The organism is Streptomyces sp. NPDC016309 (assembly GCF_043077235.1).
Classification (GTDB): Bacteria; Actinomycetota; Actinomycetes; order Streptomycetales; family Streptomycetaceae; genus Streptomyces.
The window spans coordinates 44571-70745 of the sequence record NZ_JBIBSG010000009.1; the positions used below are offsets into that span (position 1 = coordinate 44571).

Sequence of the window (26175 nt, forward strand, 5' to 3'; positions counted from 1 at the left end):
TTGACGATGGCCATAGTGTCGATGTGACACATCCCCCCTCCACAGGTCGGTGCTTGCCCGGAGCCCGGTGTGCGAGCATGAAGGGGAAAGACAAGCGCTGTGCCCGGAATGAATCCGCGGCCCCACCGGTTGCTACCGGTCGGCAAGCAGTCTCCGTACAACCCGGGAGAGAAGCAGATGTCCGTATCGGACGAGAAGACCACTGTCAGCGACGGCATCCTCCTGTCGGACGCCGCCGCGGCCAAGGTCAAGGCCCTGCTCGACCAGGAAGGCCGCGACGACCTGGCACTGCGCGTCGCCGTTCAGCCCGGTGGCTGCTCGGGCCTGCGTTACCAGCTCTTCTTCGACGAGCGCTCGCTCGACGGTGACGTCGTCAAGGACTTCAACGGCGTCAAGGTCGTCACCGACCGCATGAGCGCCCCCTACCTGGGCGGCGCCTCCATCGACTTCGTCGACACGATCGAGAAGCAGGGCTTCACCATCGACAACCCCAACGCCACCGGCTCCTGCGCCTGCGGCGACTCCTTCAGCTAAGAATTCCCGGCGCGAGCGCGAGGCGGGGGGGCCCCCCCCCCCCCCCGGCCCCCCCCCCCCCCCCGCCCCGCGCCCCCCCCCCCCCCCCCCCCCCCCCCCCCCCCCCCCCCCCCCACCCCCCCCCCCCCCGGCACCGGCCCCGCCGGCGACTCTTACAGCTAATATTGCCCGCCGCGCGCGCGCGGGGGCGCCCCCGCACCACCCCGGGGCCCCCCGCCTCCTGCCGTACGCCGGCTACCGCCGCGGCACCCGCTCGCCGCTCGCCGCGTCGACCACCTGCCGCTCACCCAGCGGCTGGTCGAGCGTCACCGTTCCGGTCAGCTCCTTGGCGATCAGGATGCAGACCCGCCCCGGCTCGACCGGCTTCTCGACCACCTTCAGCTTCACCTGGCTGCCGTTCTGCTCGGCCTTCACGGTGTACGTGCTGCACACCCCGCCCCAGAAGCGCGCGGTCAGGATCCGGCCGTCCATGCTGTACGACTCCACCTGCCGGGGCGCCTTCCCCGGCCCCGGGGTCCCGGGTGCCGCGGAGGGCTCCGGACGGGGCGTGAGCGGCGCCGGGGCGGGCGTGAGGTACTCGGGCGCCACGGCCGGGTAGGTGATCGTGAACGGCCGGGCCCCGCCCTTGGGCGCCACCTCGAACAGCCAGGACGGCACGAGCGCCGGGCGCCCCGCCGCGTAGTGCGCCGCGAGCCCGAAGACCGCCCGGGAGACCGTCACCGTGTCCTTCGCCGGCGGCACCCGGTCCGGGCCGCACGGGACGGCCGGCGCGGCCGGGTCCGCGCCCTTGGCCGCCGGGTCCGAGTCTTTCGCGGCCGGCCCGGACGGCGAGCCCGGGCCCTCCAGCGGCGCCGGGGTGGCGCACCCGCCGATGTCCCCGCCGGTGCCCACCCGGCCGTCACCGGCTCCGGAGTTCAGCCGCTCCAGCGCCGCCGCCGCGCCGATCACCGGGTACTCGTGGCTGCGGGCCGGCGCCTTCAGCCGCCCGCCGGCGCCGCTGACCGTGCCGTCCGGGGCGACCTGGACACCGGTGGACCAGCCGTACGTCGGAAGCCCGCCCACGACCGGGTCGGCGTTCACCACCCGCACCGAGCCCATCAGCTGCGTGGCGTCCAGCTCGGCGTCCCGCTGGCCCAGCGCCTCCAGCACCGGGCCGGCCGCCGCCTTGGCGGCCGCCTCGCTCACGGGCCGCCCGCCGGTGCCGCCCGGGGGCGTGCCCGTGGAACCGTCCGGGGTCGTGGCGCTCGTGGAGGGGCACTCCTTGCCCTTGACGCAGTCGTCCCCGGCCGGCGAGGTCCCGAACGTCCAGGTCCCCGGCGCCTGCCGGTCCACGTGCAGCACGGCACCCGAGCCGTCCTTGTCCGGGCCCACCTTCCACGCCGAACCGGCCGCCACGGGCGTCCCGGTCACCCCGAGGGCCTTGGCCAGCCGCGCCACCTCGTCGGCCCCGACGGTGCCCTCCGGCCGGTACACGTGGGCCGAACCGGGCCCCTTGGGCAGCGGGCCGGCGGCCCGGTAGACGACCCCGCTCGGGTCCGGCTCGCCCGGCGCGATCCCCGGCCCCGTGCCCGGTGGCGTCCCCGGCCCGGGACCGCTCTCGGTGTGACCGTCCAGGGCCAGCGGCGGCGGCCGCGTGCCCTCCGCCGCGGGGACGCCGTCGCTGCGGGCGTCACCCTCCGACGCGACCGTGGCGAAGTACGCGCCGCCGCCGCCGGCGATCAGCACGGCCGCCGCCACCGAGGCGACGGCCAGCGGCGAACGCCTCCGGCGAGGGGTGTCCTGTGTCGGCTCCGCGGCCGGCTCCGGCTCCGTACTGCTCACCGCAATGCTCCTTCGTACGCCCTGGCCCGTTGACGGGAGACACCCCTGGGACGGAACGGAGCGGCGGGCGGTTCCCTCGGTGCGCCCGGGCGGGGGAGCGCCCGGGCGGGCCCGCGGGTGCCGGGGGACGGCCGTGCCTCAGGCGCCGTACTCCGGAGTGGCGGCGATCAGCCGCGCCGAGGCGGGCGGGACGACCACCCCGTGGATGAGCGACGGCGACACGGGGGCGGGCGCCGGCACGGCCTCCGCCGGGTCCACCCAGTGCGGCACCATGCGCGCGCTGTCCCCGCGCAGCTCGGCGAGGCTCACATCGGACTCGTACTGCTCTCGCGGAACGCTGAAGTTGGACATGTACGCACCGTACGCACGCGAGAGCCGACCGAAAAAGACCTACTATCGGGTAGTTTCCGCGTGTGGGGGGTGCCGGCGACCCGGTAGCGTGAACCGTCAACTCCACCTTCCCGCAGGAGCGCCCAGCCGTGCGTATCGCAGTCACCGGCTCCATCGCCACCGACCACCTCATGACCTTCCCCGGCCGATTCGCCGACCAGCTGGTCGCCGACCAGCTCCACACGGTCTCCCTCTCCTTCCTGGTCGACAACCTCGACGTGCGCAGGGGAGGGGTGGCGGCCAACATCTGCTTCGGCATGGGGCAGCTCGGCACCCGCCCCATCCTGGTCGGGGCGGCGGGTTCCGACTTCGACGAGTACCGCGCCTGGCTCGACCGGCACGGCGTGGACACCGGCTCCGTGCGGATCTCCGAGGTGCTGCACACCGCGCGCTTCGTGTGCACCACGGACGCCGACCACAATCAGATCGGCTCCTTCTACACCGGCGCCATGAGCGAGGCCCGGCTGATCGAGCTGAAGGCCGTCGCCGACCGCGTCGGCGGCCTGGACCTGGTGTCGATCGGCGCGGACGACCCCGAGGCGATGCTCCGCCACACCGAGGAGTGCCGGACGCGGAACATCCCGTTCGCCGCCGACTTCTCGCAGCAGATCGCCCGCATGGACGGCGACGAGATCCGCACCCTCCTGGAGGGCGCGACCTACCTCTTCTCCAACGAGTACGAGAAGGGGCTGATCGAGTCCAAGACCGGCTGGACCGACGAGGAGATCCTCGCCCGGGTCGGCCACCGCGTCACCACCCTCGGCTCGCGGGGCGTCCGGATCGAGAGGACCGGCGAGCCGGTCATCGAGGTCGGCTGCCCCGACGAGGAGGCCAAGGTCGACCCGACCGGTGTCGGCGACGCCTTCCGGGCCGGCTTCCTGTCCGGCCTGTCCTGGGGCGTGGGCCTTCAGCGCGCCGCCCAGGTCGGCTGCATGCTGGCCACCCTGGTCATCGAGACGCTCGGCACCCAGGAGTACACCCTGAGCCGCGCCCACTTCATGGACCGCTTCACCAAGGCATACGGCCACGAGGCCGCCACCGAGGTCCAGGCCCACCTCCCGTAACCACGGCGGGACGCCCCCGCGCGGTGTCTCAGGACGTCCGGCGGACCACGTACGCCGTTCCGTGGTCCGCCGGCCGCTCGCCCACGTACTCCTGGCCGCGCATCCCGCACCACGCCGGGATGTCCAGACGGGCCGCCTCGTCGTCGGAGAGAACCGTCACGGTGCCGCCCACCGGGACGTCACCGAACACCTTGGCCAGCTCGATCACCGGGATCGGGCACCGCCGGCCGAGGGCGTCCACCACCAGGGACTCCTCGCCCCCGGCGGCGGACCGCGGGACGGGCGCGCCGAACCGTTCCCGGATCCCCGCCACCACGCCCGGCAGCACCTCCAGGAACCGCTCCACGTCCGCCTCCGCCGTACCGGACGGCAGGGACACCCGGACATTGCCCTCCGACAGCACGCCCATCGCCCGCAGGACGTGGCTGGGCGTCAGCGTCGAACTCGTGCACGACGAACCGGAGGAAACGGAGAAACCGGCCAGGTCCAGCTCGTGCAGCAGGGCCTCCCCGTCGACGTAGAGGCACGAGAAGGTCACGAGGTGGGGCAGGCGCCGCACCGGGTCGCCGACCACCTCCACGTCCGGCACCGACTCCGCCACCCGGGCCCGGATCCGGTCCACCAGCGCCCGCAGCCGCCCGGCCTCCGTGCCGGCCTCCGCGCGCACCGCCCGCAGCGAGGCCGCCGCCGCCACGATCCCGGGGATGTTCTCGAAGCCGGCCGACCGCCCCGACTCCCGCTCGTCGGCCGGGCCTTGGGGCGCGAACCGGACACCCTTGCGGACCACCAGCAGCCCCACCCCCGCCGGTCCGCCCCATTTGTGGGCACTCGCCGTGAGCAGGGACCAGTCGCCCGGCACCGGACCCCACGCCAGCGACTGGGCGGCGTCCACCAGCAGCGGGACCCCCGCCTCCCGGCACGCCGCCGCGACCTCGGCCACCGGCTGCTCGGTGCCGACCTCGTGGTTGGCCGACTGGAGGCAGGCGAGCGCCGTGTCGTCCCGCAGCGCGGCGGCGTACGCCTCCGGTGCCACCCGCCCGGCCCGGTCGACCGGCACCTCGGTCACGGTCCCGCCGTCCGCCTCGTGCGCGGCGGCCGCGTGCAGCACCGACGAGTGCTCCACCGCCGACACGGCCAGGTGCCGGCCCACCCGCCGGCGCCCCGCGAGCGCCCCGGCAACCCCGGAGTGCACCGCGCGCGTCCCCGAAGGGGTGAACACGAGCTCGTCGGGACGGCACCCCACCGCCTCGGCGGCCGCCTCCCGCGCCGCGTCCAGCAGCAGCCGGGCACGCCGTCCCTCCCGGTACAGCCGTGCGGGGTCGGCCCACCCCTCGTCCAGCGCGGCCTGGAGGGCCTGGCGGGCCACCGGGTGGAGGGGGGCGGAGGAAGCGGAATCGAAGTAGGACACACCGACACGCTAACTCCGGTGGGCCCGTACCCGGGTGCCGCCGGGGCCCGGCCCGCTCGCGACCTCAGGAAATGCCGCTCCGGACACCCCTTCGGGGTGCCCTGCGGCGCGTTGGGCACCCTCCCCGCGCGACCCCAAATAGCGTCCAGTAGGGTTTGGTCCGCATAAACATCCAAACCCCTGCCCGCGTCAGGGCCGGCGACCGACCAGCGTGACGGCCGCAGCCGACCGCGCGGGCGAGACTCTCGGGAAGGCGCTACGTGAGTCCCAACGGCTCCGACCGCTCGTCGCGGCGCCCGATGCGGCGGAAGCTGCCGCAGGTGCTGACTGCGGGCCTGATCCTGGCTACCGCCTCCGGTTGCTCGTACAACTGGGAGGACTTCCCCCGCCTTGGTATGCCCACCCCGGTGACGGAGGAGGCCCCGCGGATCCTCTCCCTCTGGCAGGGCTCGTGGGCGGCTGCGCTCGCCACGGGCGTGCTGGTCTGGGGCCTGATCCTGTGGAGCGTCATCTTCCACCGGCGCAGCCGCACCAAGGTCGAGGTTCCTCCGCAGACCCGGTACAACATGCCCATCGAGGCGCTGTACACGGTGACCCCGCTCATCATCGTCTCGGTGCTCTTCTACTTCACCGCGCGCGATGAGTCGAAGCTCCTGGCCCTCTCCAACAAGCCGGCCCACACCATCAGCGTGGTGGGCTACCAGTGGAGCTGGGGCTTCAACTACATCGAGAACGTCGACGGCAAGGCGGACACGGGAAGCAAGCCCGCCTCGCAACTCGCCGTCGTTCCTGACAAGTACCAGAAGCAGTTCCCCCAGGGGGCCGAAGGCGTCTACGACTACGGCATCCCCGGCACGCGGAACCCGCAGACCGGCAACCCGGGCCCGACCCTGTGGCTGCCGAAGGGTGAGAAGGTCCGGTTCATCCTGACCTCCCGTGATGTCATCCACTCGTTCTGGGTCGTCCCCTTCCTGTTCAAGCAGGACGTCTTCCCCGGCCACAACGTGAACGTGTTCGAGGTGACCGCGACGCAGGAGGGCACCTTCAAGGGCAAGTGTGCCGAGCTCTGCGGCGTCGACCACTCCCGGATGCTCTTCAACGTCAAGGTGGTCTCCCCGGAGCGCTACCAGCAGCACCTGAAGGAGCTGGCCGAGAAGGGGCAGACGGGTTACATCCCGGCGGGCATGGCGATCACCGACTCGGCCAGGAACTCGGAGAGCAACCAACTGTGAGCATCCTCAACGAACCTCAGGGTGCCGCCGAGGCAGCCGACGGCTCGCGTGAGCCGTACGAGAACGAGCTGCCCGTACGGCGCCGTCAGCCCGGTGGTGTGGTCGTGAAGTGGCTGACCACCACCGACCACAAGACGATCGGCACGCTGTATCTGGTCACGTCGTTCGCCTTCTTCTGCATCGGCGGTCTGCTGGCGCTCTTCATGCGCGCCGAGCTGGCCCGTCCGGGCACGCAGATCATGTCGAACGAGCAGTTCAACCAGGCGTTCACGATGCACGGCACGATCATGCTGCTGATGTTCGCGACGCCGCTGTTCGCCGGATTCGCGAACTGGATCATGCCGCTCCAGATCGGTGCGCCCGACGTGGCGTTCCCGCGGCTGAACATGTTCGCCTACTGGCTGTACCTCTTCGGCTCGCTGATCGCGGTGGCCGGCTTCCTCACCCCCCAGGGTGCGGCCGACTTCGGCTGGTTCGCCTACGCCCCGCTGTCGGACGCGGTCCGCTCGCCGGGTGTCGGCGCCGACATGTGGATCATGGGTCTGGCCTTCTCCGGCTTCGGCACGATCCTCGGCTCGGTCAACTTCATCACCACGATCATCTGCATGCGCGCGCCCGGCATGACGATGTTCCGCATGCCGATCTTCACCTGGAACGTGCTGCTGACCGGTGTCCTGGTCCTGCTCGCCTTCCCGGTGCTGGCCGCCGCGCTCTTCGCGCTGGAGGCCGACCGCAAGTTCGGCGCGCACGTCTTCGACGCGGCCAACGGTGGAGCGCTGCTGTGGCAGCACCTCTTCTGGTTCTTCGGCCACCCCGAGGTGTACATCATCGCGCTGCCGTTCTTCGGTATCGTGTCGGAGATCATCCCGGTCTTCAGCCGCAAGCCGATGTTCGGTTACATCGGCCTGGTGGCCGCGACGATCGCGATCGCCGGCCTGTCCGTGACGGTGTGGGCGCACCACATGTACGTCACCGGCGGTGTGCTGCTGCCGTTCTTCTCCTTCATGACCTTCCTGATCGCGGTACCGACCGGTGTGAAGTTCTTCAACTGGATCGGCACCATGTGGAAGGGCTCGTTGTCCTTCGAGACCCCGATGCTCTGGACGATCGGCTTCCTGGTCACCTTCACCTTCGGTGGTCTGACCGGTGTCATCCTGGCCTCGCCCCCGATGGACTTCCACGTCTCCGACTCGTACTTCGTCGTCGCGCACTTCCACTACGTCGTCTTCGGCACCGTGGTCTTCGCGATGTTCGCCGGCTTCCACTTCTGGTGGCCGAAGTTCACCGGAAAGATGCTGGACGAGCGCCTCGGCAAGATCACGTTCTGGACGCTGTTCATCGGCTTCCACGGCACCTTCCTGGTGCAGCACTGGCTCGGTGCCGAGGGCATGCCGCGTCGTTACGCGGACTACCTCGCCGCCGACGGCTTCACCCTGCTGAACACGATCTCCACGATCGCCTCGTTCCTGCTGGGCCTGTCGATCCTGCCGTTCCTCTACAACGTCTGGAAGACGGCCAAGTACGGCAAGAAGATCGAGGTCGACGACCCCTGGGGCTACGGCCGTTCGCTGGAGTGGGCGACCTCCTGTCCGCCGCCGCGGCACAACTTCCTCACGCTGCCGCGCATCCGTTCGGAATCCCCGGCGTTCGACCTGCACCACCCTGAGATCGCGGCCGTCGGCCAGCTCGAGAACCACGGGCAGAAGGACACCGCGCTGTTCGGTGGCAAGGAGGTCGGCAAGTGAAGATCCAGGGCAAGATGTTCATCTGGCTGAGCATCTTCATCCTCGCCATGGCGATCCTCTATGGCGTGTGGTCGAAGGAGCCGGCCGGTACGACGGCGCTCTTCCTGGCCTTCGGCCTGTCGATCATGATCGGCTACTACCTGGCCTTCACGGCCCGGCGAGTGGACGCCATGGCGCAGGACGACAAGGAGGCCGACGTCGCGGACGAGGCCGGTGAGGTCGGCTTCTTCTCGCCGCACAGCTGGCAGCCGCTCTCGCTGGCGATCGGTGGCGCCTTCGCCTTCCTGAGCATCGCTCTGGGCTGGTGGCTCCTGTACTTCGCCTTCCCGCTGATCCTGATCGGCCTGTGGGGCTGGGTCTTCGAGTACTACCGGGGCGAGAACCAGAACCAGTAGCGTTCCGCGCTTCGACAAGGGGCCCGGCCACCTCCGTACGGAGGTGGCCGGGCCCCTCGTTTGGAGTCATCCGGCGTGCCGCTGCGGGCATACCTTCCTACGGTGTGCTCATGAGCAACACGCCCCGCATGCGCATCGCCATAAGCTGCACCCTGCTGGTCGCCGTCACGGGCGCGAGCGCGACCGCGTGCGGCGGCCCGGACGGCCATCCCCTCTCGGCGAAGCCGTACGACGCGGCCCGCCAGGTCGCGTTCAACGCCCCGTCCGGCACCGCCAAGGCGTCCCTCGACAAGCCCCTCGAAGTCACCGCCAAGGGCAAGGACGGCCGCATCACCGACGTCACGGCCGTCGACGCCGCCGGCCACTACCTGGCCGGTGAGCTCTCCGCCGACGGCAGCCGCTGGCGCTCCACGGCCCCCCTGGTGGCCGGGACGCGGTACACCGTCCGGGTGGCCACGGAGGACACCAAGGGGGCTCCCGGCGCCCGTACGATGACGTTCGAGACCGCACCCGCCAAGAAGGTCCTCAACGTCGCATTCGGCCCGGAGACGGGCAAGTACGGCGTCGGCCAGCCCATCACGGCCGAGCTCAGCACCCCCGTCACCACCAAGGAGGGCCGGGCCGCCGTCGAGCGCTCCCTCAAGGTCCGCTCCACCCCCGCCGTCACGGGCGCCTGGCACTGGGTCGACGACAAGAAGCTGCACTACCGCCCGAAGGAGTACTGGCCCGTCGGCGCGTCCGTCACCGTCACGGGCAACCTCGCGGGCGTCCGGGTCACGCGCGACCTCTACGGCGGCTCCGCCAAGCCCCTGAACCTCAGCATCGGCGACCGCGTCGAGGCCATCACCGACGCGGCCAGCCACCACATGACGGTCAAGCGCAACGGAAAGGTGATCAACACCATTCCGGTGACCACCGGCAAGCCGGGCTTCTCCACCCGCAACGGCATCAAGGTCGTGCTCGGCAAGGAGTACTTCGTCCGCATGCGCAGCACCACCGTCGGCATCGCCGCGGGCAGCAGCGAGTCCTACGACCTGCCGGTCTACTACGCCACCCGGGTGACCTGGAGCGGCGAGTACGTCCACGCCGCCCCCTGGTCCGTCGGCTCACAGGGGTCCGCCAACGTCAGCCACGGCTGCACCGGCATGTCCATGAGCAACGCGGCTTGGTTCTACGAGAACGTCCGCCCCGGGGACCTCGTCCACGTCATCAACAGCGAGGGCAAGGAGATGGACCACTTCGGCAACGGCTTCGGCGACTGGAACCTGCCCTGGGACAAGTGGCAGGCCGGCAGCGCCGCCCAAGCCGAAGCCCCCCGCACGGAACGGATGCGCCTCCGGCCCACTTTTTAGGGCTCGGTTCGCCTCCGGGGCGCTCCGGCGTGCGCCGACGGTCGATCGTGCTCGGCTGCTCGTTCCTCGCAGCCTCCGCGCGTTCTCCCTTTCGGCACCCGCCGCGCCCCTTCGCCTCACTCGGCCCCTTTTCCGGGCTCGGTTCGCCTCCGGGGCGCTCAAGCGTGTGCCGACGGTCGATCGTGCTCGGCTGCTCGTTCCTCGCAGCCTCCGCGCGTTCTCCCTTTCGGCACCCGCCGCGCCCCTTCGCCTCACTCGCCCCGGAGGGGGGCCTTACGCCTCCACGGCGAGGCGGGTGCGGAGCAGGGCGGCCAGGGCGTCCGCGAACTCGACCGGGTCGACCGGGAGGGTCACCGCGGCGTCCGCGCGGCTCCAGGTGGCCAGCCAGGCGTCCTGGGGGCGGCCGATGAGCAGCAGGACGGGCGGGCACCGGAAGACCTCGTCCTTGATCTGGCGGCACACCCCCATGCCGCCCGCCGGCACCGCCTCGCCGTCCAGCACGCAGACGTCGACGCCGCCCCGGTCCAGCCGGTCCAGCACCGCCGGGAGTGTCGCGCACTCGATGAACTCCACCGGCGGAACGTCGGCCGCGGGCCGGCGCCCGGCCGCCAGCCGCACCTGCGCGCGGGTGTTGGCGTCGTCGCTGTAGACCAGGACGGTGGCGCTCGACTGCATGGTTCCTCCGAGTACGTCGGCGGCATGGGCGGGTACGGCAGGTACCGATGGGCCGGATGCTACTCCTCCCGCACCCCCCTCAACACCGGTTCGGACACCCCTTCGACGGCCCTTCCGCTGGGCCGTTCGGGCTGGACAGAGCGCATCAACACACCGAACGGCACCCCCCGGAGTGAGGGCGGGATAAGCGACCGACATAATGTCGGTCGTGGCGACAGCAACGACAGTAGAAACCGGGCACGCGCACCCGTCGGTCAATCGGCCGAACCTCACCAGCGTCGGAACCATCATCTGGCTGAGTTCCGAGCTGATGTTCTTCGCGGCCCTCTTCGCGATGTACTTCACCCTGCGATCGGTGACGGGTGCCGAGTTCTGGGCAGAGAAAGCCGATGCGCTGAACTTCCCGTTCTCGGCGACCAACACCACGATCCTGGTGCTCTCCTCGCTCACCTGCCAGCTCGGCGTCTTCGCCGCCGAGCGCGGTGACGTGAAGAAGCTCCGGGCGTGGTTCGTGATCACGTTCGTGATGGGTGCCATCTTCATCGGAGGCCAGGTCTTCGAGTACACCGAGCTGGTGAAGCACGAGGGCCTCTCGCTCTCGTCGGACCCGTACGGCTCCGTGTTCTACCTGACGACCGGCTTCCACGGCCTGCACGTGACGGGCGGTCTCATCGCCTTCCTGCTGGTCCTCGGCCGTACGTACGCGGCCAAGAGATTCACTCACGAGCAGGCAACCGCCGCCATCGTCGTGTCCTACTACTGGCACTTCGTCGATGTCGTCTGGATCGGCCTCTTCGCCACGATCTACATGATCAAGTAGTCGGGTCCGTACCGACCGGTACGCCCGACACATCCAGCAAGCATCGACGCAGAAGATCCTGACACCGGGGTAATCCGTGAAAAAGCTCTCCGCACGACGACGCCATCCGCTGGCGGCGGTCGTCGTCCTACTCCTCGCGCTGGCGGCCACTGGGGGGCTGTACGCCGCGTTCGCGCCCGCGGGCAAGGCGCAGGCAGACGAAACCGCCCAGTCCCTCGCCATCGAGGAGGGCAAGAAGCTCTACACCGTCGGCTGCGCCAGCTGCCACGGAACCGGCGGTCAGGGCACCACTGACGGCCCGAGCCTGGTGGGCGTCGGCTCCGCCGCCGTGGACTTCCAGGTCGGCACCGGCCGCATGCCGGCGCAGCAGCCCGGCGCCCAGGTGCCGAAGAAGAAGGTCATCTACTCGCAGGCCGAGATCGACCAGCTGGCCGCGTACGTCGCGTCCCTCGGCGCCGGTCCGATCAAGCCGACCGAGAAGCAGTACAGCCCGGAAGGCGCGAACATCGCCAAGGGTGGCGACCTGTTCCGCACCAACTGCGCCCAGTGCCACAACTTCACCGGCGAGGGCGGTGCCCTGACGCACGGCAAGTACGCCCCCAGCCTCGAAGGCGTGAGCGAGAAGCACATCTACGAGGCCATGCAGACCGGCCCGCAGAACATGCCGTCCTTCCCCGACACCACGATGCCGGAGAAGGAGAAGAAGGACATCATCGCGTACATCAAGACCGTGAACGGTGAGGAGACGCCGACCCCCGGCGGCTTCGCGCTGGGCGGTCTCGGCCCGGTCAGTGAGGGCCTGTTCGGATGGATCTTCGGTCTGGGTTCCCTGATCGCTGTCGCCGTCTGGGTCGCGGCCCACACCGCTAAGGCCAAGAAGTCATGAGTAGCCAAGAGATTTCAGAAGCAGAGAGCCTGCCGAACGCGCAGGACACCACGCACGGCACGGCGCTGGCGGAGAACCCGTTCGCCGACCCGGGGCTGCCGCCCCACAAGCCGCGCATCCAGGACATCGACGAGCGGGCCGCCAAGCGCTCCGAGCGCACGGTCGCCCTGCTGTTCACGCTGTCGATGCTGGCCACGATCGGCTTCATCGCCTCCTTCGTGATCTTCCCGGTCGACAAGATCGTCTACGTCTGGCCGCTGGGTCACGTCAGCGCGACGAACCTGTCGCTGGGTCTGACGCTGGGCCTCGCGCTCTTCTGCATCGGCGCGGGCGCGGTCCACTGGGCCCGCACCCTGATGTCCGACGAGGAGATGGCCGACGACCGGCACGCCATCGAGGCGACGCCGGAGGTCAAGGCCAAGGTCATGGCGGACTTCGCGGACGGTGCGCGGGAGTCCGCGATCGGCCGCCGCCCGCTGATCCGCAACACGATGCTCGGCGCGCTGGCCATGGTGCCGCTCTCCGGCGTGGTGCTGCTGCGCGAGCTGGGCCCGCTGCCCGAGAAGAAGCTCTTCCACACCGGGTGGTCCAAGGGCAAGCAGCTCATCAACATGAACACGAATGAGCCGCTGCGTCCCGAGGACGTCGCGGTGGGCTCGCTCACCTTCGCCAAGCCCGAGGGCCTGGAGGAGAGCGACCACGAGTTCAACAACAAGATCGCCAAGGATGCCCTGATGATCGTCCGGATCCAGCCGGAGGACATCAAGGACAAGCGCGAGCTGGAGTGGTCGCACGAGGGCATCGTCGCCTTCTCGAAGATCTGCACCCACGTGGGCTGCCCGATCTCCCTGTACGAGCAGCAGACCCACCACGTCCTCTGCCCGTGCCACCAGTCCACCTTCGACCTCTCCGACGGCGCCCGCGTCATCTTCGGCCCGGCCGGTCACCCGCTGCCGCAGCTGCGGATCGGCGTGAACGACGAGGGCTTCCTCGAAGCTCTCGGCGACTTCTCCGAGCCCGTCGGCCCTGCATTCTGGGAGCGCGGATGAGCACCACGACCGCAAGCGACGCCAAGCGCAAGGCGCCCGCCGGCGAGCGGGTCGCCGACTGGGCCGACGGCCGGCTGGGCATCTACGGCCTGGCCAAGGCCAACATGCGCAAGATCTTCCCGGACCACTGGTCCTTCATGCTGGGTGAGATCTGCCTCTACAGCTTCCTGATCATCATCCTCACGGGTGTGTATCTGACGCTGTTCTTCCACCCGAGCATGAACGAGATCGAGTACCACGGCTCGTACGTGCCGATGCAGGGCATCCGCATGACCGAGGCGTACGCCTCGACCCTGGACATCAGCTTCGACGTCCGCGGTGGTCTGCTCATCCGGCAGATTCACCACTGGGCCGCGGTGGTCTTCCTCGCGGGCATGTTCGTGCACATGATGCGCGTCTTCTTCACCGGCGCGTTCCGCAAGCCGCGTGAGATCAACTGGCTGTTCGGCTTCCTGCTGTTCGTCCTGGGCATGTTCACCGGTTTCACCGGCTACTCGCTCCCGGACGACCTGCTCTCCGGCACCGGTGTCCGCTTCACGCAGGGCGCGATCCTGTCCATGCCGATCGTCGGCACGTACATCTCGATGTTCCTGTTCGGCGGCGAGTTCCCCGGCCACGACATGGTGGCCCGGTTCTACTCGATCCACATCCTGCTGCTGCCGGGCATCATGCTCGGCCTCGTGGTGGCCCACCTGATCCTGGTCTTCTACCACAAGCACACGCAGTTCCCCGGCCCCGGCCGGACGAACAAGAACGTCGTCGGCATGCCGCTGCTGCCGGTGTACATGGCCAAGGCCGGAGGCTTCTTCTTCCTGGTCTTCGGCGTCATCGCGATGATCGCCGCCATGTTCACGATCAACCCGATCTGGGCCATGGGCCCGTACCGTCCGGACCAGGTGTCCACCGGCGCCCAGCCCGACTGGTACATGGGCTTCGCCGAGGGTCTGATCCGTGTCATGCCGGGCTGGGAGATCAACCTCTGGGGCCACACCCTGGTCCTGGGCGTGTTCATCCCGCTGATGCTCTTCGGCGTGATGCTCGCGGCGATCGCGGTCTACCCGTTCATCGAGTCGTGGATCACCGGCGACAAGCGGGAGCACCACCTGCTGGACCGGCCGCGCAACGCGCCCACCCGGACCGCTCTGGGTGTCGCCTGGGTCACCGGCTACATGGTCATGCTGCTGGGTGGTGGCAACGACATCTTCGCCACCCACTTCCACATGTCGCTGAACGCCATCACGTGGTTCGTCCGGATCGCCTTCTTCGTCGGCCCGGTCATCGCGTTCCTCGTCACCAAGCGGATCTGCCTCGGCCTCCAGCGCCGCGACAAGGACAAGGTGCTGCACGGACGCGAGTCCGGCATCATCAAGCGCCTGCCGCACGGTGAGTTCGTGGAGATCCACGAGCCGCTCAGCCAGGCCCAGCTCCACGCGCTCACCGCGCACGAGCAGTACACGCCCGCCGAGATCGGCCCCGAGGTCGACGAGAACGGCGTGGAGCGCAAGCTGTCCCGCGGGCAGAAGCTCCGCGCGAAGCTCAGCAAGGGCTACTACGGCGAGGGGAACCAGATCCCCAAGGCCACCGCCGAGGAGTACAAGGAGATCACCAGCGGCCACGGCCACCACTGATCACCCGACGTCCGTCGCCCGACCCTGAGGTCGCCACGCATCGAGCCCCGTCCAATCGCCGGACGGGGCTCTTTGCCGTCCCCCGGGATGGATAGGGTGGTGGTCGAGCCCCTACTCCCCGTACGGACGACACCAGGAGCGACCATGAGCGCTGTGAACCCCGCTGGAGGCACGAGCACGGCGGGTCGTTCCTGGCCCCAGGTGCTGGACTCCCTGCTGGAGGGCCACGACCAGAGCGCCGACGCCACGGCGTGGGCGATGGACCGCATCATGCGCGGCGAGGCCACCGACGCTCAGATCGCCGGCTTCGTGGTCGCGCTGCGGGCGAAGGGGGAGACCGTCGAGGAGATCTCCGGCCTCGTCCGCACCATGTACGCGCACGCCAACCTCATCGAGGTGCCCGGCCCGTCCGTCGACATCGTCGGCACCGGCGGCGACGGGGCGAAGACCGTCAACATCTCCACCATGTCCGCGATCGTCGTCGCCGGTACCGGTGCCAAGGTCGTCAAGCACGGCAACCGGGCCGCGTCCTCCGCCTCGGGCGCCTCCGACGTCCTGGAGAAGCTGGGCGTCAACCTGGACCTCTCACCCCGGCGGGTCGTCGAGGTCGCGGAGGAGGCCGGCATCACCTTCTGCTTCGCGGTGAAGTTCCACCCCGCCCTGCGGCACGTGGCGGCGGCCCGCAAGGAGCTGGGCATCCGCACCACCTTCAACTTCCTCGGCCCGCTCACCAACCCCGCCCGCGTCAAGGCCCAGGCCACCGGGGTCGCCGACGCCCGGATGGCCCCCATCATGGCCGGGGTGCTCGCCGCGCGCGGCTCCTCCGCCCTGGTCTTCCGCGGCGACGACGGTCTGGACGAGCTCACCACCACGGCCACCTCCAAGGTCTGGGTGGTGCGCAACGGCGCGGTGCGCGAGGAGGCCTTCGACCCGCGGGACGTGGGCATCGAGCTGGTGCCCGTGGCGGCCCTGCGCGGCGCGGATGCCTCGTACAACGCCGATGTGGCGCGCCGGCTGCTGGCCGGCGAGACCGGCCCGGTGCGGGACGCGGTGCTGCTCAACTCGGCGGCGGCCCTGGCCGCCCTGGAGCCGTCCGACGCCCCGCTGACCGAGCGGATCCGGGACGGCATCGCCCGGGCGGCCGAGGCCATCGACTCCGGCGCGGCCCGCGCGGCGCTCGACCGGTGGGTAGCGGCGACCAACGCGTAGCCCGCCTCCGCCGCGTGACACTGCCCAGGGCGGCGCCCGGTGGGCGCCGCCCGTCGTCGTCGGCGGGCCGGTGTCCCGGGATCCGGACACGGGTTGCGCGCGGGCGATCACGTTGTTTAACTTCTCGGCAGGTCATGAGTGACAGCGACTACGGCCCCGGCCCGCTGTCCGGCAACCCTCCGTCCGTGGCGGGGTGCCCCGGGTGAAGACCAGGCCGCAGGCGGCGAAGTCTGTGGCAAGCGCGGACCCCTGCACACCCTGGGGTCCTGGTCCTCAAGGGAGCAGTCTCGTGAGCAAGCGAATGCGATAGGGCGTCTCCGCCCCTTCTTCGGCATCCCCTTTCCCTCCGCCGCGCCGCACCCTCGTGCGTCGACGCGGTGGATTCGCCTGCCCCGTACGGGAGTTCGTCATGTCTGTCACCGCCGTTGCCGCCGACCGTTCGCTTTGTGCCCCGCTGCCCGTTCTGGGACGGGACGTCACCGTGCCGCTCGTCACCGGCGGCGAGGTCACCTACGCCGCGCTCGACTACGCCGCCAGCGCGCCGGCCCTCCAGCGGGTGTGGGACGACGTCGCCGCGTACGCCCCGTACTACGGCAGCGTGCACCGGGGCGCCGGTTACCTGTCGCAGCTCTCCACGGACCTCTTCGAGAACAGCCGTACCGCGGTGGCCGCGTTCCTCGACTGCCGCGCGGACGACCAGGTCGTCTTCACCCGGTCCACCACCGACTCGCTGAACCTGCTGGCCGCCGCGCTGCCCGCCGGCTGCGAGGTCTTCGTCTTCGAGACCGAGCACCACGCCTCCCTGCTGCCCTGGAGGGACGCCCGGGTCACCTTCCTCGACGCGCCCCGCACGCCCGGGCAGGCCGTCGAGACCCTGGAGCGGGCGCTCGCCGGCCGGGACCCGTACGGCCCCGCCCTGGTCTGCGTCACCGGTGCCTCCAACGTGACCGGCGAACTGTGGCCGGTACGCGAACTGGCCGCCGCCGCCCACGCCCACGGCGCCCGCATCGTCCTGGACGCCGCCCAGCTCGCCCCCCACCACCCGGTCTCGGTGCGGGACCTGGACGTCGACTGGGTGGCGTTCTCGGGGCACAAGCTGTACGCCCCGTTCGGGTCCGGCGTCCTCGCCGGGCGGGCCGACTGGCTGCGCGACGCCGAGCCGTACCTGGCCGGCGGCGGCGCGTCCCGCACGGTGTCACGGCGCGCCGACGGCGGGGTGGACGTCGAATGGCACACCACCGCCGCCCGCCACGAGGCCGGCTCGCCCAACGTCATCGGCGTGTACGCCATCGCCTCCGCATGCAAGGCGCTCACCGAGGCCGGGTTCGACGACCTGGTCGCCCGGGAGCGGTACCTGATCGGCAAGGTGCGCGCCGGGCTCGCCGAGGTGCCCGAGGTGAAGGTGCTGTCGCTGTTCGGCGACGAGGCCCCGCGGGTCGGCGTCATCTCGTTCGTCGTCGACGGCTGGAACAGTTCGCACTTCGCCGCCGCCCTGTCCGCCGAGTACGGCATCGGCGTCCGCGACGGCCTGTTCTGCGCCCACCCGCTGGTGCGCACCCTGCTGGGCGGCGACCCGCGGACCGTCGGCGAGTGCGGCGCGCCCGACGGCGGGGCCACCTCCCTCAACGCCATCCGGGTCAGCTTCGGGGCGGGGACGCCGGACGAGCACGTCGACCGTTTCGTCCGGGCGGTCAAGGAACTCGTCCGGGACGGGGCGCGCTGGAACTACCGCACGGAGGACGGCCGTTGCGTTCCCGCTCGCGGCCAGGGCGCCTGACACGGCCGCCCCGCGTCCCCGGCGCCCGCGCCCAGCGCGCCCGCCGGAGCGAGGACCGGCACGCCCGCCCCCCGGGCGCGGCGCGTCACCTCGCCCGGGACCCCGCCCCGCGCGGTCCGGGCGTCCAGGGGGCCCTCCCCGGTGGTTCCGGCCACCGGGCGGCCCGCTCGCGCGCCGGGCGTACGCCCGCGCGCCCCGCGGTGTCATCCGTACGGGTGATGGGCGGGCCGGCGCGGCCGACCCTCGGCGTGGCCGGGAGGGGACGCGATCTAGGTGTCCAGGCCGATCGCGAAGGCGGCCTCCAGGTCGTGCTGGGAGTACGTGCGGAACGCCACGTGCGTGTCCGTCGCCTCGACGCCCGGGATCTTGCTGATCCGGCCGGGGATGACGTCCGCCAGGTCGTCGTGCCGGGCCACGCGGACCATCGCGATCAGGTCGTACGTACCCGTGACGGAGAAGACCTCGCTGACGCTGTCCAGCGCCGCGATCGACTCGGCGATCTCGGGGATGCGGTCCACGCTGGTCTTGATGAGCACGATCGCGGTGATCACGTCTGTCCTTCTTCCTCGGTGGCCGCTGGGTGGGCCTTCACTCTAGCCCCCCGCCCGAAACGCACCCACGCGTACAGGAAGCCCAGGCAGAAGCCGACCACATGGGCCAGGTACGCCACCCCGGGGCCGCTGTCGGCGCCGTGGGCGGCCAGCCACTGGAGGACGAACCAGAAGATCAGCACGATCCAGGCGGGGAACCGCAGCGGCAGGAAGAAGAGGAACGGGAAGAGGCTGGTCACCCGCGCCCTGGGGAACAGGTGCAGGAACGCGCCGAGCACCCCGGAGATCGCCCCCGACGCCCCCACCAGCGTCTGGTCCGAGTCCGCGTGCGCCGCCGCGTACGCGAGGAGGGCGAGGCAGCCGGACCCGGCGTAGAAGAGGGCGAACTCCAGGTGACCCAGCCGTTCCTCGGTCATCGCCCCGAAGACGTAGAGGAAGAGCATGTTGCCCAGCAGGTGCAGCCAGCTTCCGCTGACGAACAGGGCCGTCAGCGGTGTGAGCAGCGCGTGCGCCGAGCCGTCGAGCAGCTCGGCCGGCACGATGCCCCACCTGCGGAAGTAGGAGCTCTGGGCGGCCAGCAGGGCGTCGCCCGTGCCGTACGAGGGGTTCAGTCCGGACACCGGGCTGACCAGGAAGACCAGGAAGCAGGCGCCGATCACGGCGTGCGTCACGAGTGGTCCGCGCCAAGCGATCATGGACAGATCATGACGTAAACGGAGGGAGCGGGACAGGGTGCCTCGCCGCACCACGGGGGTACCCGCAAGGCCGTAGGGTTACGGGACGCACACCCGCAGTTCGACGGCGCACCGCGGTTCCCGTACCCCGGCACCATGGAAGAGGACGGAACGATGACGACGGTTCCCCTGCCGACCGCGACGACCCGCTGGCGCTGCACGCTCTGCGGCAACCTGACGCGCTTCGACGTCACCCGGTCGTCCAAGGTCGTGGAGTACGTCCATCTGGACCTCGCGGGCGAGCCCACGGTGGAGGAGCGCGAGGTGGTCAGTGAGACCATCGAGTCGGTCCGCTGCCGTTGGTGCAACGCGGTGGACCGGATCGAGCTGGTGGACAGGCCCGGCGCGGCTTCCTGAGGACCGGGAGCGGCCGGAGGGCCACGACGGACGGGTAGTGGGGTGACGGATCGTGGAGCAGCCCGACAGCGGTGCTGAGCCGGCCGGTGCGGCCGGTGACGCCGCCGAGGCGCTCGACCGCCCGCTGCCCGAAGGGGTGCGGCGCCGGGTCGTCGCGCTCGTCTCGGACGCCTTCGGTGGCCTGACGGTCGCGGAACTGCCCGCGCAGCTACGCCAGTACGCCCGCTTCACCCCGTCCCGGCGGGCCAAGTTCGCGGGCAACGCCATGGCCGCGGCCCTGGAGGGCGACCCGCTGTTCCGGCAGCGGATCGGCGAGCGCCTCAAGGACGGGCAGCCCGAGCTGGCCCGCGCGGTCGAGTCCGGGGCGCCCCCGGCGGCCGCCGACCCGGTGGACGTCGCCGCCGCGGCGTACGTGCTGCGCCCCGCCGGCTGGGTCAAGCTGGTCGCCGCCGCCGGCGAGGAGGCCCAGCGGGCCGACGCCGAACGCGCCGACGAGGCGGGCCGGCGGGAGCTGGAACGGCTGCGCGCCGAACTGGCCGAGGCCCGCGCCCAGACCAGGACCGAGACCGAGCGGCTGCGCGCCGAGCTGGACGCGGCCCGCAAGGAAGCGGAATCGCTTCAGCGCAAGCTGCGCAGCGCCCAGAGCGACGTCAAGCGCGGCGAGGCCGCCCTGCGCCGGGGCCAGGCGGACATCGACGCCGTGCGCGCCGAGGCGGCCGCCCAGGTCTCCGCCGCCGAGAGCGAGACGCGCCGGCTCAAGGCCCGCCTGAGCGAGGCGGAGGCGGCCCTGGAGGCCAGCCGCCGGGCCGCCCGCGAAGGGCGCTCGGTGGAGGACATGCGGCTGCGGCTGCTGCTGGACACCGTCCTGGAGTCGGCCCAGGGGCTGCGCCGTGAACTGGCCCTGCCGCCCGTCTCGGTGCACCCGGCCGACACCGTCGACGCCGTGGAGCCCGGCCGGATGTCGCCCAAGGACATCGCGGCCCGCGCCCTGTCGGAAACCGACCCGGCGCTGCTGGACCAATTGCTGGCACTGCCGCAGGCGCACCTGGTCGTGGACGGCTACAACGTCACCAAGACCGGCTATCCGACCATGCCCCTGGAGAAGCAGCGGCTGCGGCTGCTCGGCGGCCTGTCGGCGCTGGCCGCCCGCACCGGCGCCGAGGTCACCTGTGTCTTCGACGGCGCGGAGCTGGCCGCTCCGGTGCTGCTGGCGCCGCCGCGCGGCGTGCGGGTGCTGTTCTCCAAGCCGGGCGTGACGGCGGACGAGCTGATCCGCCAGTTGGTGCGGGCGGAACCGCCCGGCCGGCCGGTCGTCGTGGTCTCCACCGACCGGGAGGTCGCCGACGGCGTCGCCAAGTCCGGTGCGCGCCCGGTGGCGTCCGCCCTGTTGCTGAAGCGGCTTTCGCGGCTTTCCTGACGACAGCGCCCCTTGTCGGGCATCGGAGCAATGCCCGGTTCCGGGAAACGTACCGTCAAGTCCCCATGACGCACCGTGGGTCGTGTGTAAAGAATGTGGCCCCCGGGCGAGATTTTTCGCATGAGGATTTGAACTGATCACAAGATGGTCACTAGGGTCTGGCCTCAAGCCTTCGCGCAGTTGATCACTCATCGGGAGTGGCAGCGGAGGAACCGCCTATTTCCGTGCGGTCCGGCCTGTTTCGCGGGGGACCGGACAGCACGCACGGAGCCGGGGCCCGACCCAGAAGCCCGGCAGGCGGCGCAGAGGAAGAAGGAGCTCGCCTCCGTGGCGTCCCACCGTCGTCCCAAGCAGCCGAGCCGCGCCCGGGTGACCGTGCTCACCGCGACCGCCGCCGCTGCCGTCGCCCTGTCCTCCCAAGCCGCTCAGGCAGACCCCAAGCCGAGCAAGAGCGAGGTCAAGGCACAGGTCGACAAGCTCCACCACGAGGCCGAGCAGGCCACCGAGCAGTACAACCTCGCCGACGAGCAGCGCGGCAAGCTCCAGAAGGAGGTCGACGCCCTCCAGGACAAGGTCGCGCGCGGCCAGCAGGAGCTCAACGAACTGCGCGACAGCCTCGGTTCGGTGGCCACCGCCCAGTACCGCTCCGGCGGGATGGACCCCTCCCTCCAGCTCCTGCTCTCCTCCGACCCGGACAGCTACCTGGAGAAGGCGTCCGCCGTCGACGCCATCAGCGCCAAGCAGGCCGAGACGCTGGAGACCATCCAGGCCAAGCAGCGCACCCTGGCGCAGGAGCGGGCCGAGGCGACCGCCAAGCTCGCCGGCCTGGAGGACGTCCGCAAGACCCTCGCCGAGAAGAAGAAGTCCTACCAGGGCAAGCTCGCCGAGGCGCAGAAACTCCTCAACACCCTGACCGCCGAAGAGCGGGAGAAGATGCAGGAGGAGGAGCAGCGCGCCAGCCGCGAGGCCGGCGACCGGGTGGAACTCGGCAACGAGGTCCCCGCCTCCCAGCGCGGCGCCGCCGCGCTCGCCGCCGCCGACACCCAGGTCGGCAAGCCCTACGTCTCCGGCGCCGAGGGCCCCAACTCGTACGACTGCTCGGGCCTGACGCAGTGGGCCTACCGCCAGGCCGGCGTAAGCATCTCGCGCACCACCTACACCCAGCACAACGACGGCGTGAAGATCGGCCGCAGCCAGCTCAAGCCGGGCGACCTCGTCTTCTTCAGCAACCTGTCGCACGTGGGCCTGTACGCGGGCAACGGCCAGGTGCTGCACGCCCCCTACCCGGGCGCCTTCGTCCGCTACGAAGCCATCGGGTACCTGGGCGACTTCCAGTTCGGCGTACGCATCTGACGCGCCCGGATCCCGCGCCCGATCGGGTGGTTCGCCGCCCGTCGCGCTGACGCTCCGCCCCGCCGGTGACCTTGTGGTCTCGGGCGGGGCGCCGTTGTTCGACGCCCGTACGGTCGCTGGCCGCCGGGTGACCACCCGGCTACTGTCTGGCGCGCAACAGCGTGCACGGCACCGCACGGCACGCGCACACCCCCACGTCAGCGGAAGGGAGCGCGGTACGTGGCGTCCCATCGCCGGTCCCCGTCATCCACGTCCCCGGGGTTCTCCCGGAGCGCGAAGGTCACCGTCCTGTCCGCCGCGGCGGCCACCGCCGCCGCGGCCTTCGGCGCCGCCCCCGCGAGCGCCGAACCGGGCACCGTGGAGGCCACCCGCGCCAGGGTCGACCGCCTCTATGAGCAGGCGGAACAGGCCACCGAGGGCTACAACAAGGCGGACGAGCGGGCCGACGCGCTCCGCGAGCAGGTCTCCCGGGTGCAGGACAGCGTCGCCCGCGGCCAGGAGCGGATCAACCGGATGCGCGGCGCGCTCGGCGCCGTGGCGGGCGCCCAGTACCGGTCGGGCGGCATGGACCCCGCGCTCGCCCTGCTGCTCTCCGAGGACCCCGACAGCTACCTCGACCGGGCCGCCGCCCTCGACCGGATCAGCGAACGGCAGGCGAGCGCCCTGACCGAACTCCGGCGCGCCCAGCGCCAACTGGCCCAGCGGCGTGCCGAGGCCGGCCGGATGCTCACCGAACTGGAACGCAGCCGCGCGGCCGTCGCCTTCCACAAGCGCACCGTCGAACGCAAACTCGCCGAGGCGCGGGCACTGCTCAACTCCCTGCCGTCCGAGGAGCGCGAGTCCCTCGACCGGGTCTCCCGTTCCGGCCGCGACGACCTTCCGCTCCCGGGCGGCGAGGCCGCGTCCGGCCGGGCTGCCGCCGCGGTCGCCGCCGCCCGCTCCGCCGTGGGCAAGCCGTACGTGTGGGGCGCCAACGGCCCCTCCGGCTTCGACTGCTCGGGCCTGATGCAGTGGTCGTACGCCCAGGCCGGCGTCGGCCTCCCCCGTACCTCCCAGGCCCAGCGCGACGCCGGCCGGCACGTCCCGCTCTCCGAGGCGCGCCCCGGCGACCTGGTGACCTACCGGGACGACGCCAGCCACGTCGGGATGTACATGGGCGACGGACAGGTGGTGCACGCCCCCTACCCGGGCGCGCCCGTGCGCTACGACCCGGTGGGCATGATGCCCGTCTCCGCCGTCACCCGGGTCTGACGACGGACCCGCGAGGAGCGGCCGCACCCCGTACGATCGGGCGGATGCGGGTCCGGAGACGAACGGCGGGAGCGGCGCTCGGCCTCTGCCTGCTCGCCGGCGGCTGCGCCGCCCCGGCGCCGGCGCCGCCCGACACACGGGTCTTCCAGTCGGCCGCCGACCGTCGGGCCGCCGCCGTCCGGGCCGGTCGGCTGGCCGGCGTGCCGCTGGCGTCCTGGACGTACCGGGTGACCGACGTGCGGCGCGACGGCGACGACCGGGCCACCGCCCGGGCCGAGCTGAGCTACCGCGTCGCCGGGTACGACAGCGGCCCGGTGACCGGCGAGCGGACCCTCGCCCTCGTCCGGCGGGACGGGCGCTGGGACGTGACGTCCGACCGGCCCGCCGAGGACGGCGGCCAGCAGCTCTGGGAGCAGGGCGACATCGACGTCGTCCGGGGACGGACGAGCCTGGTCCTCGGTGTCGGCCAGGACGCGGCGCGGCTGCGTTCCGTCGCGGCGGCCGCCGACCGGGCGGTGCCCGCCGTGTCGGACGCCTGGCCCGAGGGCTGGGCGCGGCGCGTGGTGGTGCTGGTGCCGGGCTCGCTGAAGGACATGGGCGCGCTGCTGGGCGAGCCGGCCGCCGGGTACCGGGGCATCGCCGCGGTGACCACCGGCCGGGCCGGCGGCGGGCCGGGCGCCCCGGCGGACCGGGTGATCGTCAACCCGGAGGCGTACCCAACGCTCGGCGAGTTCGGGCAGCGCTTCGTGCTCGCCCACGAGACCACCCACGTGGCCACCCGGACGCGGACCTCCGCGGCCACGCCGCTGTGGCTGTCCGAGGGGTTCGCCGACTGGGTGGCCTACCGCGGCACCTCCCGCGCCCCCGACCAGGCCGCCCCCGAGCTGCGCGACGCCGTCCGGGCGGGCTCCACCCCGGCCGCCCTGCCCACGGACGGCGACTTCTCCTTCGCCGCCGACAAGGCCGCCCTGGCGCGCGCGTACGAGGGCGGCTGGCTGGCCTGTGAGCTGATCGCCGAGCGGTGGGGCGAGGACAAGCTCCGCGCCTTCTACCGGGAGGCGGGCGCGCGGGGCCCGGAACACGCCCTGCACGAGGTGCTGGCGACCACCCCGCGGGAGTTCACCGCCCGCTGGCGGGGCTACCTGCGGGAGCGGCTGGGGTAGGCCACCGGGCCCGGGGCGCGCAGGCGGCCGCTCAGGGGCCGGGGGCTCAGGAGGCTCGGGTGGCTCAAGGAGCTCAGGGAGCTCAGGGGGCCCAGGGGCTCAGCGGGTGAGCATCCGCTGGGGGGCCCGGGCCGTCTGCGCGGGCACCGGGACGCGCTCCTCGCGCAGCCGCGGCTCCGTGACGGTCTGGCGCCACAGCTCACGGCACGCGATGAGGGTGGCGGCGACGAGGAGGCCGTTGCGCACTCCCAGCAGCACGATGCCCCACAGGTCGCTGTGCACCACGTGCGTGAACCAGATCGGGAACTCCAGCATCGTCACACCCGTCGCCACCAGCACCAGTTTCGCGGGACGGACCATCCGGCTGCCCCGGAAGACCAGGCACACCGCCGCCAGACCCACCAGCCAGATCATGTACTGGGGGCTGATCACCCGGCTCGTGGTGGTGAACAGCAGCACCGCCGCGAACGCCGCGTCGGCCGGCGTCGTCGTACCGAACGCGCGGGCCCGCACCCGCCACACCAGCAGCCAGCCGAACGCCGCCACGGTCAGCGCCAGCGCGGCGCTCGAGACCACCGGCACGTACGGGCCGAGGAACTCCACCGACCCGTAGTTCAGCAGCACCTGCCCCTCCCAGCCGAAATTCCGCGCCACGTGGAAGACCAGCGACCCCAGCGACTCCACCTCCGTGCCACGGTCCCGCTGGAAGGTGAGGAACGCCAGCGCGCCCGGCATCGCCGCGACGCACGCCAGCAGCACCACGGCCCCCGTGACCGCGGCCGCCGTCCAGGACCGCACGGTGGCGCGGCCGCGCCGGGTGCCCGCCAGCAGCAGCGCCGGCCACACCTTCAGCAGCGCGCCGAACCCGGCCAGCGCGCCCAGCAGGCGCGGGTGCCGGCCCCCCGCCAGCAGCGCGGCGACCGCGACGGCGGTGACCATCAGGTCGTAGCGCGCGTACGCGGTCGGGCCCAGCAGCGGTACGCCCGCGACCCACACCCAGGCGCCCGACACGCTCTTGCCCGGGCGCCGTCCCGCGTACAGCAGCAGGCCGAAGACCAGCGCGTCGCACGCGAAGGCGAGGAGGAAGAAGGCGGAGGCGTAGTCCAGGAACGGCAGCAGACCGGGGGAGAGGATCGCCAGCGCCGCGGCCGGGGGGTACTGCCAGGTGACGTCGTCGAGCGGGTACGTGCCGGTGCGCAGCACCTCGAACCAGCCCTGGTAGATCACCGAGACGTCACTGGTGACGTCCGGACCGGGCAGCACGAACACCTTGAAGACGCAGAGCAGCAGGAGAACCCTGGTCAAGAGCCATATGCCGATGACTGCGATCGGGAGCCTGGTGCCGCTGGGGCCCTTCATGCGAA

At 71.6% G+C, this 26175-nt stretch carries 25 protein-coding genes and 1 riboswitch; of the genes, 17 read left to right on the forward strand and 8 right to left on the reverse strand.

The window, feature by feature from the left end:
• Positions 1 to 177 precede the first annotated feature (177 nt).
• On the forward strand, positions 178 to 534 hold the full coding sequence (gene erpA / locus ACF068_RS22720) for an iron-sulfur cluster insertion protein ErpA (RefSeq protein WP_064071056.1): 357 nt from the start codon (positions 178 to 180) through the stop codon (positions 532 to 534).
• A gap of 234 nt (positions 535 to 768) precedes the next feature.
• Here the strand turns inward: erpA and ACF068_RS22725 are convergent, their stop codons facing one another.
• Together ACF068_RS22725 and ACF068_RS22730 are read right to left on the reverse strand one after the other, a co-directional pair.
• On the reverse strand, positions 769 to 2355 hold the full coding sequence (locus tag ACF068_RS22725; protein ID WP_392276100.1) for a hypothetical protein: 1587 nt from the start codon (positions 2353 to 2355) through the stop codon (positions 769 to 771).
• A 138-nt stretch (positions 2356 to 2493) separates the two neighbouring features.
• Complete coding sequence (locus ACF068_RS22730) at positions 2494 to 2706, reverse strand: hypothetical protein (protein WP_392276101.1); 213 nt, start codon at positions 2704 to 2706, stop codon at positions 2494 to 2496.
• Positions 2707 to 2834: 128 nt separating this feature from the next.
• Between ACF068_RS22730 and ACF068_RS22735 the strand changes: the two genes are divergently transcribed.
• Positions 2835 to 3809 (forward strand): carbohydrate kinase family protein, encoded by a 975-nt coding sequence (locus ACF068_RS22735; protein ID WP_392276102.1) that lies wholly within the window; start codon positions 2835 to 2837, stop codon positions 3807 to 3809.
• Positions 3810 to 3837: 28 nt separating this feature from the next.
• Here the strand turns inward: ACF068_RS22735 and ACF068_RS22740 are convergent, their stop codons facing one another.
• The gene (locus ACF068_RS22740) at positions 3838 to 5217 is read right to left on the reverse strand and encodes a cysteine desulfurase/sulfurtransferase TusA family protein (RefSeq protein WP_392276103.1); all 1380 of its coding nucleotides are present in this window, start codon (positions 5215 to 5217) and stop codon (positions 3838 to 3840) included.
• A gap of 260 nt (positions 5218 to 5477) precedes the next feature.
• On the opposite strand from ACF068_RS22740, the gene ACF068_RS22745 reads away from it, so the two are divergent.
• The 4 genes from ACF068_RS22745 (at position 5478) to ACF068_RS22760 (ending at position 9941) form a co-directional block, all read left to right on the forward strand.
• Entirely contained in the window at positions 5478 to 6449 is a 972-nt protein-coding gene (locus ACF068_RS22745; RefSeq protein WP_392276104.1) for a cytochrome c oxidase subunit II, read from the forward strand.
• Entirely contained in the window at positions 6446 to 8194 is a 1749-nt protein-coding gene (gene ctaD / locus ACF068_RS22750) for a cytochrome c oxidase subunit I (RefSeq protein ID WP_392276105.1), read from the forward strand. Before ACF068_RS22745 ends, ctaD begins: the two co-directional genes overlap by 4 nt.
• Positions 8191 to 8589 carry a cytochrome c oxidase subunit 4 gene (locus tag ACF068_RS22755; protein ID WP_392276106.1) on the forward strand — a complete coding sequence of 133 codons (399 nt, stop codon included), beginning with the start codon at positions 8191 to 8193 and terminating at the stop codon, positions 8587 to 8589. The genes ctaD and ACF068_RS22755 overlap by 4 nt, the downstream gene beginning before the upstream one ends.
• Before the next feature lie 110 nt (positions 8590 to 8699).
• A complete protein-coding gene (locus ACF068_RS22760) occupies positions 8700 to 9941 on the forward strand; it encodes an Ig-like domain-containing protein (RefSeq protein WP_392276107.1) in 1242 nt (413 codons plus the stop codon).
• A gap of 273 nt (positions 9942 to 10214) precedes the next feature.
• Here the strand turns inward: ACF068_RS22760 and ACF068_RS22765 are convergent, their stop codons facing one another.
• Complete coding sequence (locus ACF068_RS22765; RefSeq protein WP_392276108.1) at positions 10215 to 10616, reverse strand: hypothetical protein; 402 nt, start codon at positions 10614 to 10616, stop codon at positions 10215 to 10217.
• A 199-nt stretch (positions 10617 to 10815) separates the two neighbouring features.
• Between ACF068_RS22765 and ACF068_RS22770 the strand changes: the two genes are divergently transcribed.
• The 6 genes from ACF068_RS22770 to ACF068_RS22795 all read left to right on the forward strand — a co-directional run bounded on the left by ACF068_RS22770 (position 10816) and on the right by ACF068_RS22795 (position 17985).
• The gene (locus ACF068_RS22770) at positions 10816 to 11436 is read left to right on the forward strand and encodes a heme-copper oxidase subunit III (protein ID WP_392276109.1); all 621 of its coding nucleotides are present in this window, start codon (positions 10816 to 10818) and stop codon (positions 11434 to 11436) included.
• 76 nt (positions 11437 to 11512) lie between these two features.
• Positions 11513 to 12322, forward strand: coding sequence for a c-type cytochrome (locus tag ACF068_RS22775; protein ID WP_392276110.1), 810 nt, complete (start codon positions 11513 to 11515; stop codon positions 12320 to 12322).
• Complete coding sequence (locus tag ACF068_RS22780) at positions 12319 to 13371, forward strand: Rieske 2Fe-2S domain-containing protein (RefSeq protein ID WP_392276111.1); 1053 nt, start codon at positions 12319 to 12321, stop codon at positions 13369 to 13371. The genes ACF068_RS22775 and ACF068_RS22780 overlap by 4 nt, the downstream gene beginning before the upstream one ends.
• Positions 13368 to 14999, forward strand: coding sequence for a cytochrome bc complex cytochrome b subunit (locus ACF068_RS22785; protein WP_392276112.1), 1632 nt, complete (start codon positions 13368 to 13370; stop codon positions 14997 to 14999). The genes ACF068_RS22780 and ACF068_RS22785 overlap by 4 nt, the downstream gene beginning before the upstream one ends.
• 144 nt (positions 15000 to 15143) lie before the next feature.
• A complete protein-coding gene (gene trpD / locus ACF068_RS22790) occupies positions 15144 to 16208 on the forward strand; it encodes an anthranilate phosphoribosyltransferase (protein WP_392276113.1) in 1065 nt (354 codons plus the stop codon).
• 130 nt (positions 16209 to 16338) lie between these two features.
• A riboswitch (SAM riboswitch) is annotated at positions 16339 to 16456 on the forward strand.
• Between the two features lie 161 nt (positions 16457 to 16617).
• Complete coding sequence (locus ACF068_RS22795; RefSeq protein ID WP_392276114.1) at positions 16618 to 17985, forward strand: aminotransferase class V-fold PLP-dependent enzyme; 1368 nt, start codon at positions 16618 to 16620, stop codon at positions 17983 to 17985.
• Here ACF068_RS22795 and ACF068_RS22800 read toward each other — a convergent pair.
• The 3 genes from ACF068_RS22800 to ACF068_RS22810 all read right to left on the reverse strand — a co-directional run bounded on the left by ACF068_RS22800 (position 17934) and on the right by ACF068_RS22810 (position 19231).
• Positions 17934 to 18140, reverse strand: coding sequence for a glycerate kinase (locus ACF068_RS22800; protein WP_392276115.1), 207 nt, complete (start codon positions 18138 to 18140; stop codon positions 17934 to 17936). The two genes, ACF068_RS22795 and ACF068_RS22800, sit on opposite strands and share 52 nt — an antisense overlap.
• Before the next feature lie 114 nt (positions 18141 to 18254).
• On the reverse strand, positions 18255 to 18536 hold the full coding sequence (locus ACF068_RS22805) for an Lrp/AsnC family transcriptional regulator (protein WP_392276116.1): 282 nt from the start codon (positions 18534 to 18536) through the stop codon (positions 18255 to 18257).
• A complete protein-coding gene (locus tag ACF068_RS22810; protein ID WP_392276117.1) occupies positions 18533 to 19231 on the reverse strand; it encodes a rhomboid family intramembrane serine protease in 699 nt (232 codons plus the stop codon). Before ACF068_RS22810 ends, ACF068_RS22805 begins: the two co-directional genes overlap by 4 nt.
• Before the next feature lie 153 nt (positions 19232 to 19384).
• Between ACF068_RS22810 and ACF068_RS22815 the strand changes: the two genes are divergently transcribed.
• The 5 genes from ACF068_RS22815 (at position 19385) to ACF068_RS22835 (ending at position 24811) form a co-directional block, all read left to right on the forward strand.
• Positions 19385 to 19627 (forward strand): hypothetical protein, encoded by a 243-nt coding sequence (locus ACF068_RS22815; RefSeq protein WP_392276118.1) that lies wholly within the window; start codon positions 19385 to 19387, stop codon positions 19625 to 19627.
• Between the two features lie 52 nt (positions 19628 to 19679).
• Complete coding sequence (locus tag ACF068_RS22820; RefSeq protein ID WP_392276119.1) at positions 19680 to 21044, forward strand: NYN domain-containing protein; 1365 nt, start codon at positions 19680 to 19682, stop codon at positions 21042 to 21044.
• Between the two features lie 327 nt (positions 21045 to 21371).
• A complete protein-coding gene (locus ACF068_RS22825) occupies positions 21372 to 22397 on the forward strand; it encodes an NlpC/P60 family protein (RefSeq protein ID WP_392276120.1) in 1026 nt (341 codons plus the stop codon).
• 219 nt (positions 22398 to 22616) lie between these two features.
• The gene (locus tag ACF068_RS22830) at positions 22617 to 23648 is read left to right on the forward strand and encodes an NlpC/P60 family protein (RefSeq protein ID WP_392276121.1); all 1032 of its coding nucleotides are present in this window, start codon (positions 22617 to 22619) and stop codon (positions 23646 to 23648) included.
• Positions 23649 to 23692: 44 nt separating this feature from the next.
• A complete protein-coding gene (locus ACF068_RS22835) occupies positions 23693 to 24811 on the forward strand; it encodes a hypothetical protein (protein ID WP_392276122.1) in 1119 nt (372 codons plus the stop codon).
• 99 nt (positions 24812 to 24910) lie between these two features.
• Here the strand turns inward: ACF068_RS22835 and ACF068_RS22840 are convergent, their stop codons facing one another.
• Complete coding sequence (locus tag ACF068_RS22840) at positions 24911 to 26170, reverse strand: glycosyltransferase 87 family protein (protein WP_392276123.1); 1260 nt, start codon at positions 26168 to 26170, stop codon at positions 24911 to 24913.
• Between the last annotated feature and the right edge of the window lie 5 nt (positions 26171 to 26175).

What these genes read in the sequence shown, in the direction of transcription:
- ACF068_RS22840 (WP_392276123.1), bottom strand. Translation starts at nt 26,170, where the DNA reads ATGAAGGGCCCCAGCGGCACCAGGCTCCCGATCGCAGTCATCGGCATA.
- ACF068_RS22730 (WP_392276101.1), bottom strand. Translation starts at nt 2,706, where the DNA reads ATGTCCAACTTCAGCGTTCCGCGAGAGCAGTACGAGTCCGATGTGAGC.
- ACF068_RS22765 (WP_392276108.1), bottom strand. Translation starts at nt 10,616, where the DNA reads ATGCAGTCGAGCGCCACCGTCCTGGTCTACAGCGACGACGCCAACACC.
- ACF068_RS22780 (WP_392276111.1), top strand. Translation starts at nt 12,319, where the DNA reads ATGAGTAGCCAAGAGATTTCAGAAGCAGAGAGCCTGCCGAACGCGCAG.
- ACF068_RS22760 (WP_392276107.1), top strand. Translation starts at nt 8,700, where the DNA reads ATGAGCAACACGCCCCGCATGCGCATCGCCATAAGCTGCACCCTGCTG.
- ACF068_RS22815 (WP_392276118.1), top strand. Translation starts at nt 19,385, where the DNA reads ATGACGACGGTTCCCCTGCCGACCGCGACGACCCGCTGGCGCTGCACG.
- ACF068_RS22835 (WP_392276122.1), top strand. Translation starts at nt 23,693, where the DNA reads ATGCGGGTCCGGAGACGAACGGCGGGAGCGGCGCTCGGCCTCTGCCTG.
- ACF068_RS22810 (WP_392276117.1), bottom strand. Translation starts at nt 19,231, where the DNA reads ATGATCGCTTGGCGCGGACCACTCGTGACGCACGCCGTGATCGGCGCC.
- erpA (WP_064071056.1), top strand. Translation starts at nt 178, where the DNA reads ATGTCCGTATCGGACGAGAAGACCACTGTCAGCGACGGCATCCTCCTG.
- ACF068_RS22795 (WP_392276114.1), top strand. Translation starts at nt 16,618, where the DNA reads ATGTCTGTCACCGCCGTTGCCGCCGACCGTTCGCTTTGTGCCCCGCTG.
- ACF068_RS22770 (WP_392276109.1), top strand. Translation starts at nt 10,816, where the DNA reads ATGTCGGTCGTGGCGACAGCAACGACAGTAGAAACCGGGCACGCGCAC.
- ACF068_RS22785 (WP_392276112.1), top strand. Translation starts at nt 13,368, where the DNA reads ATGAGCACCACGACCGCAAGCGACGCCAAGCGCAAGGCGCCCGCCGGC.
- trpD (WP_392276113.1), top strand. Translation starts at nt 15,144, where the DNA reads ATGAGCGCTGTGAACCCCGCTGGAGGCACGAGCACGGCGGGTCGTTCC.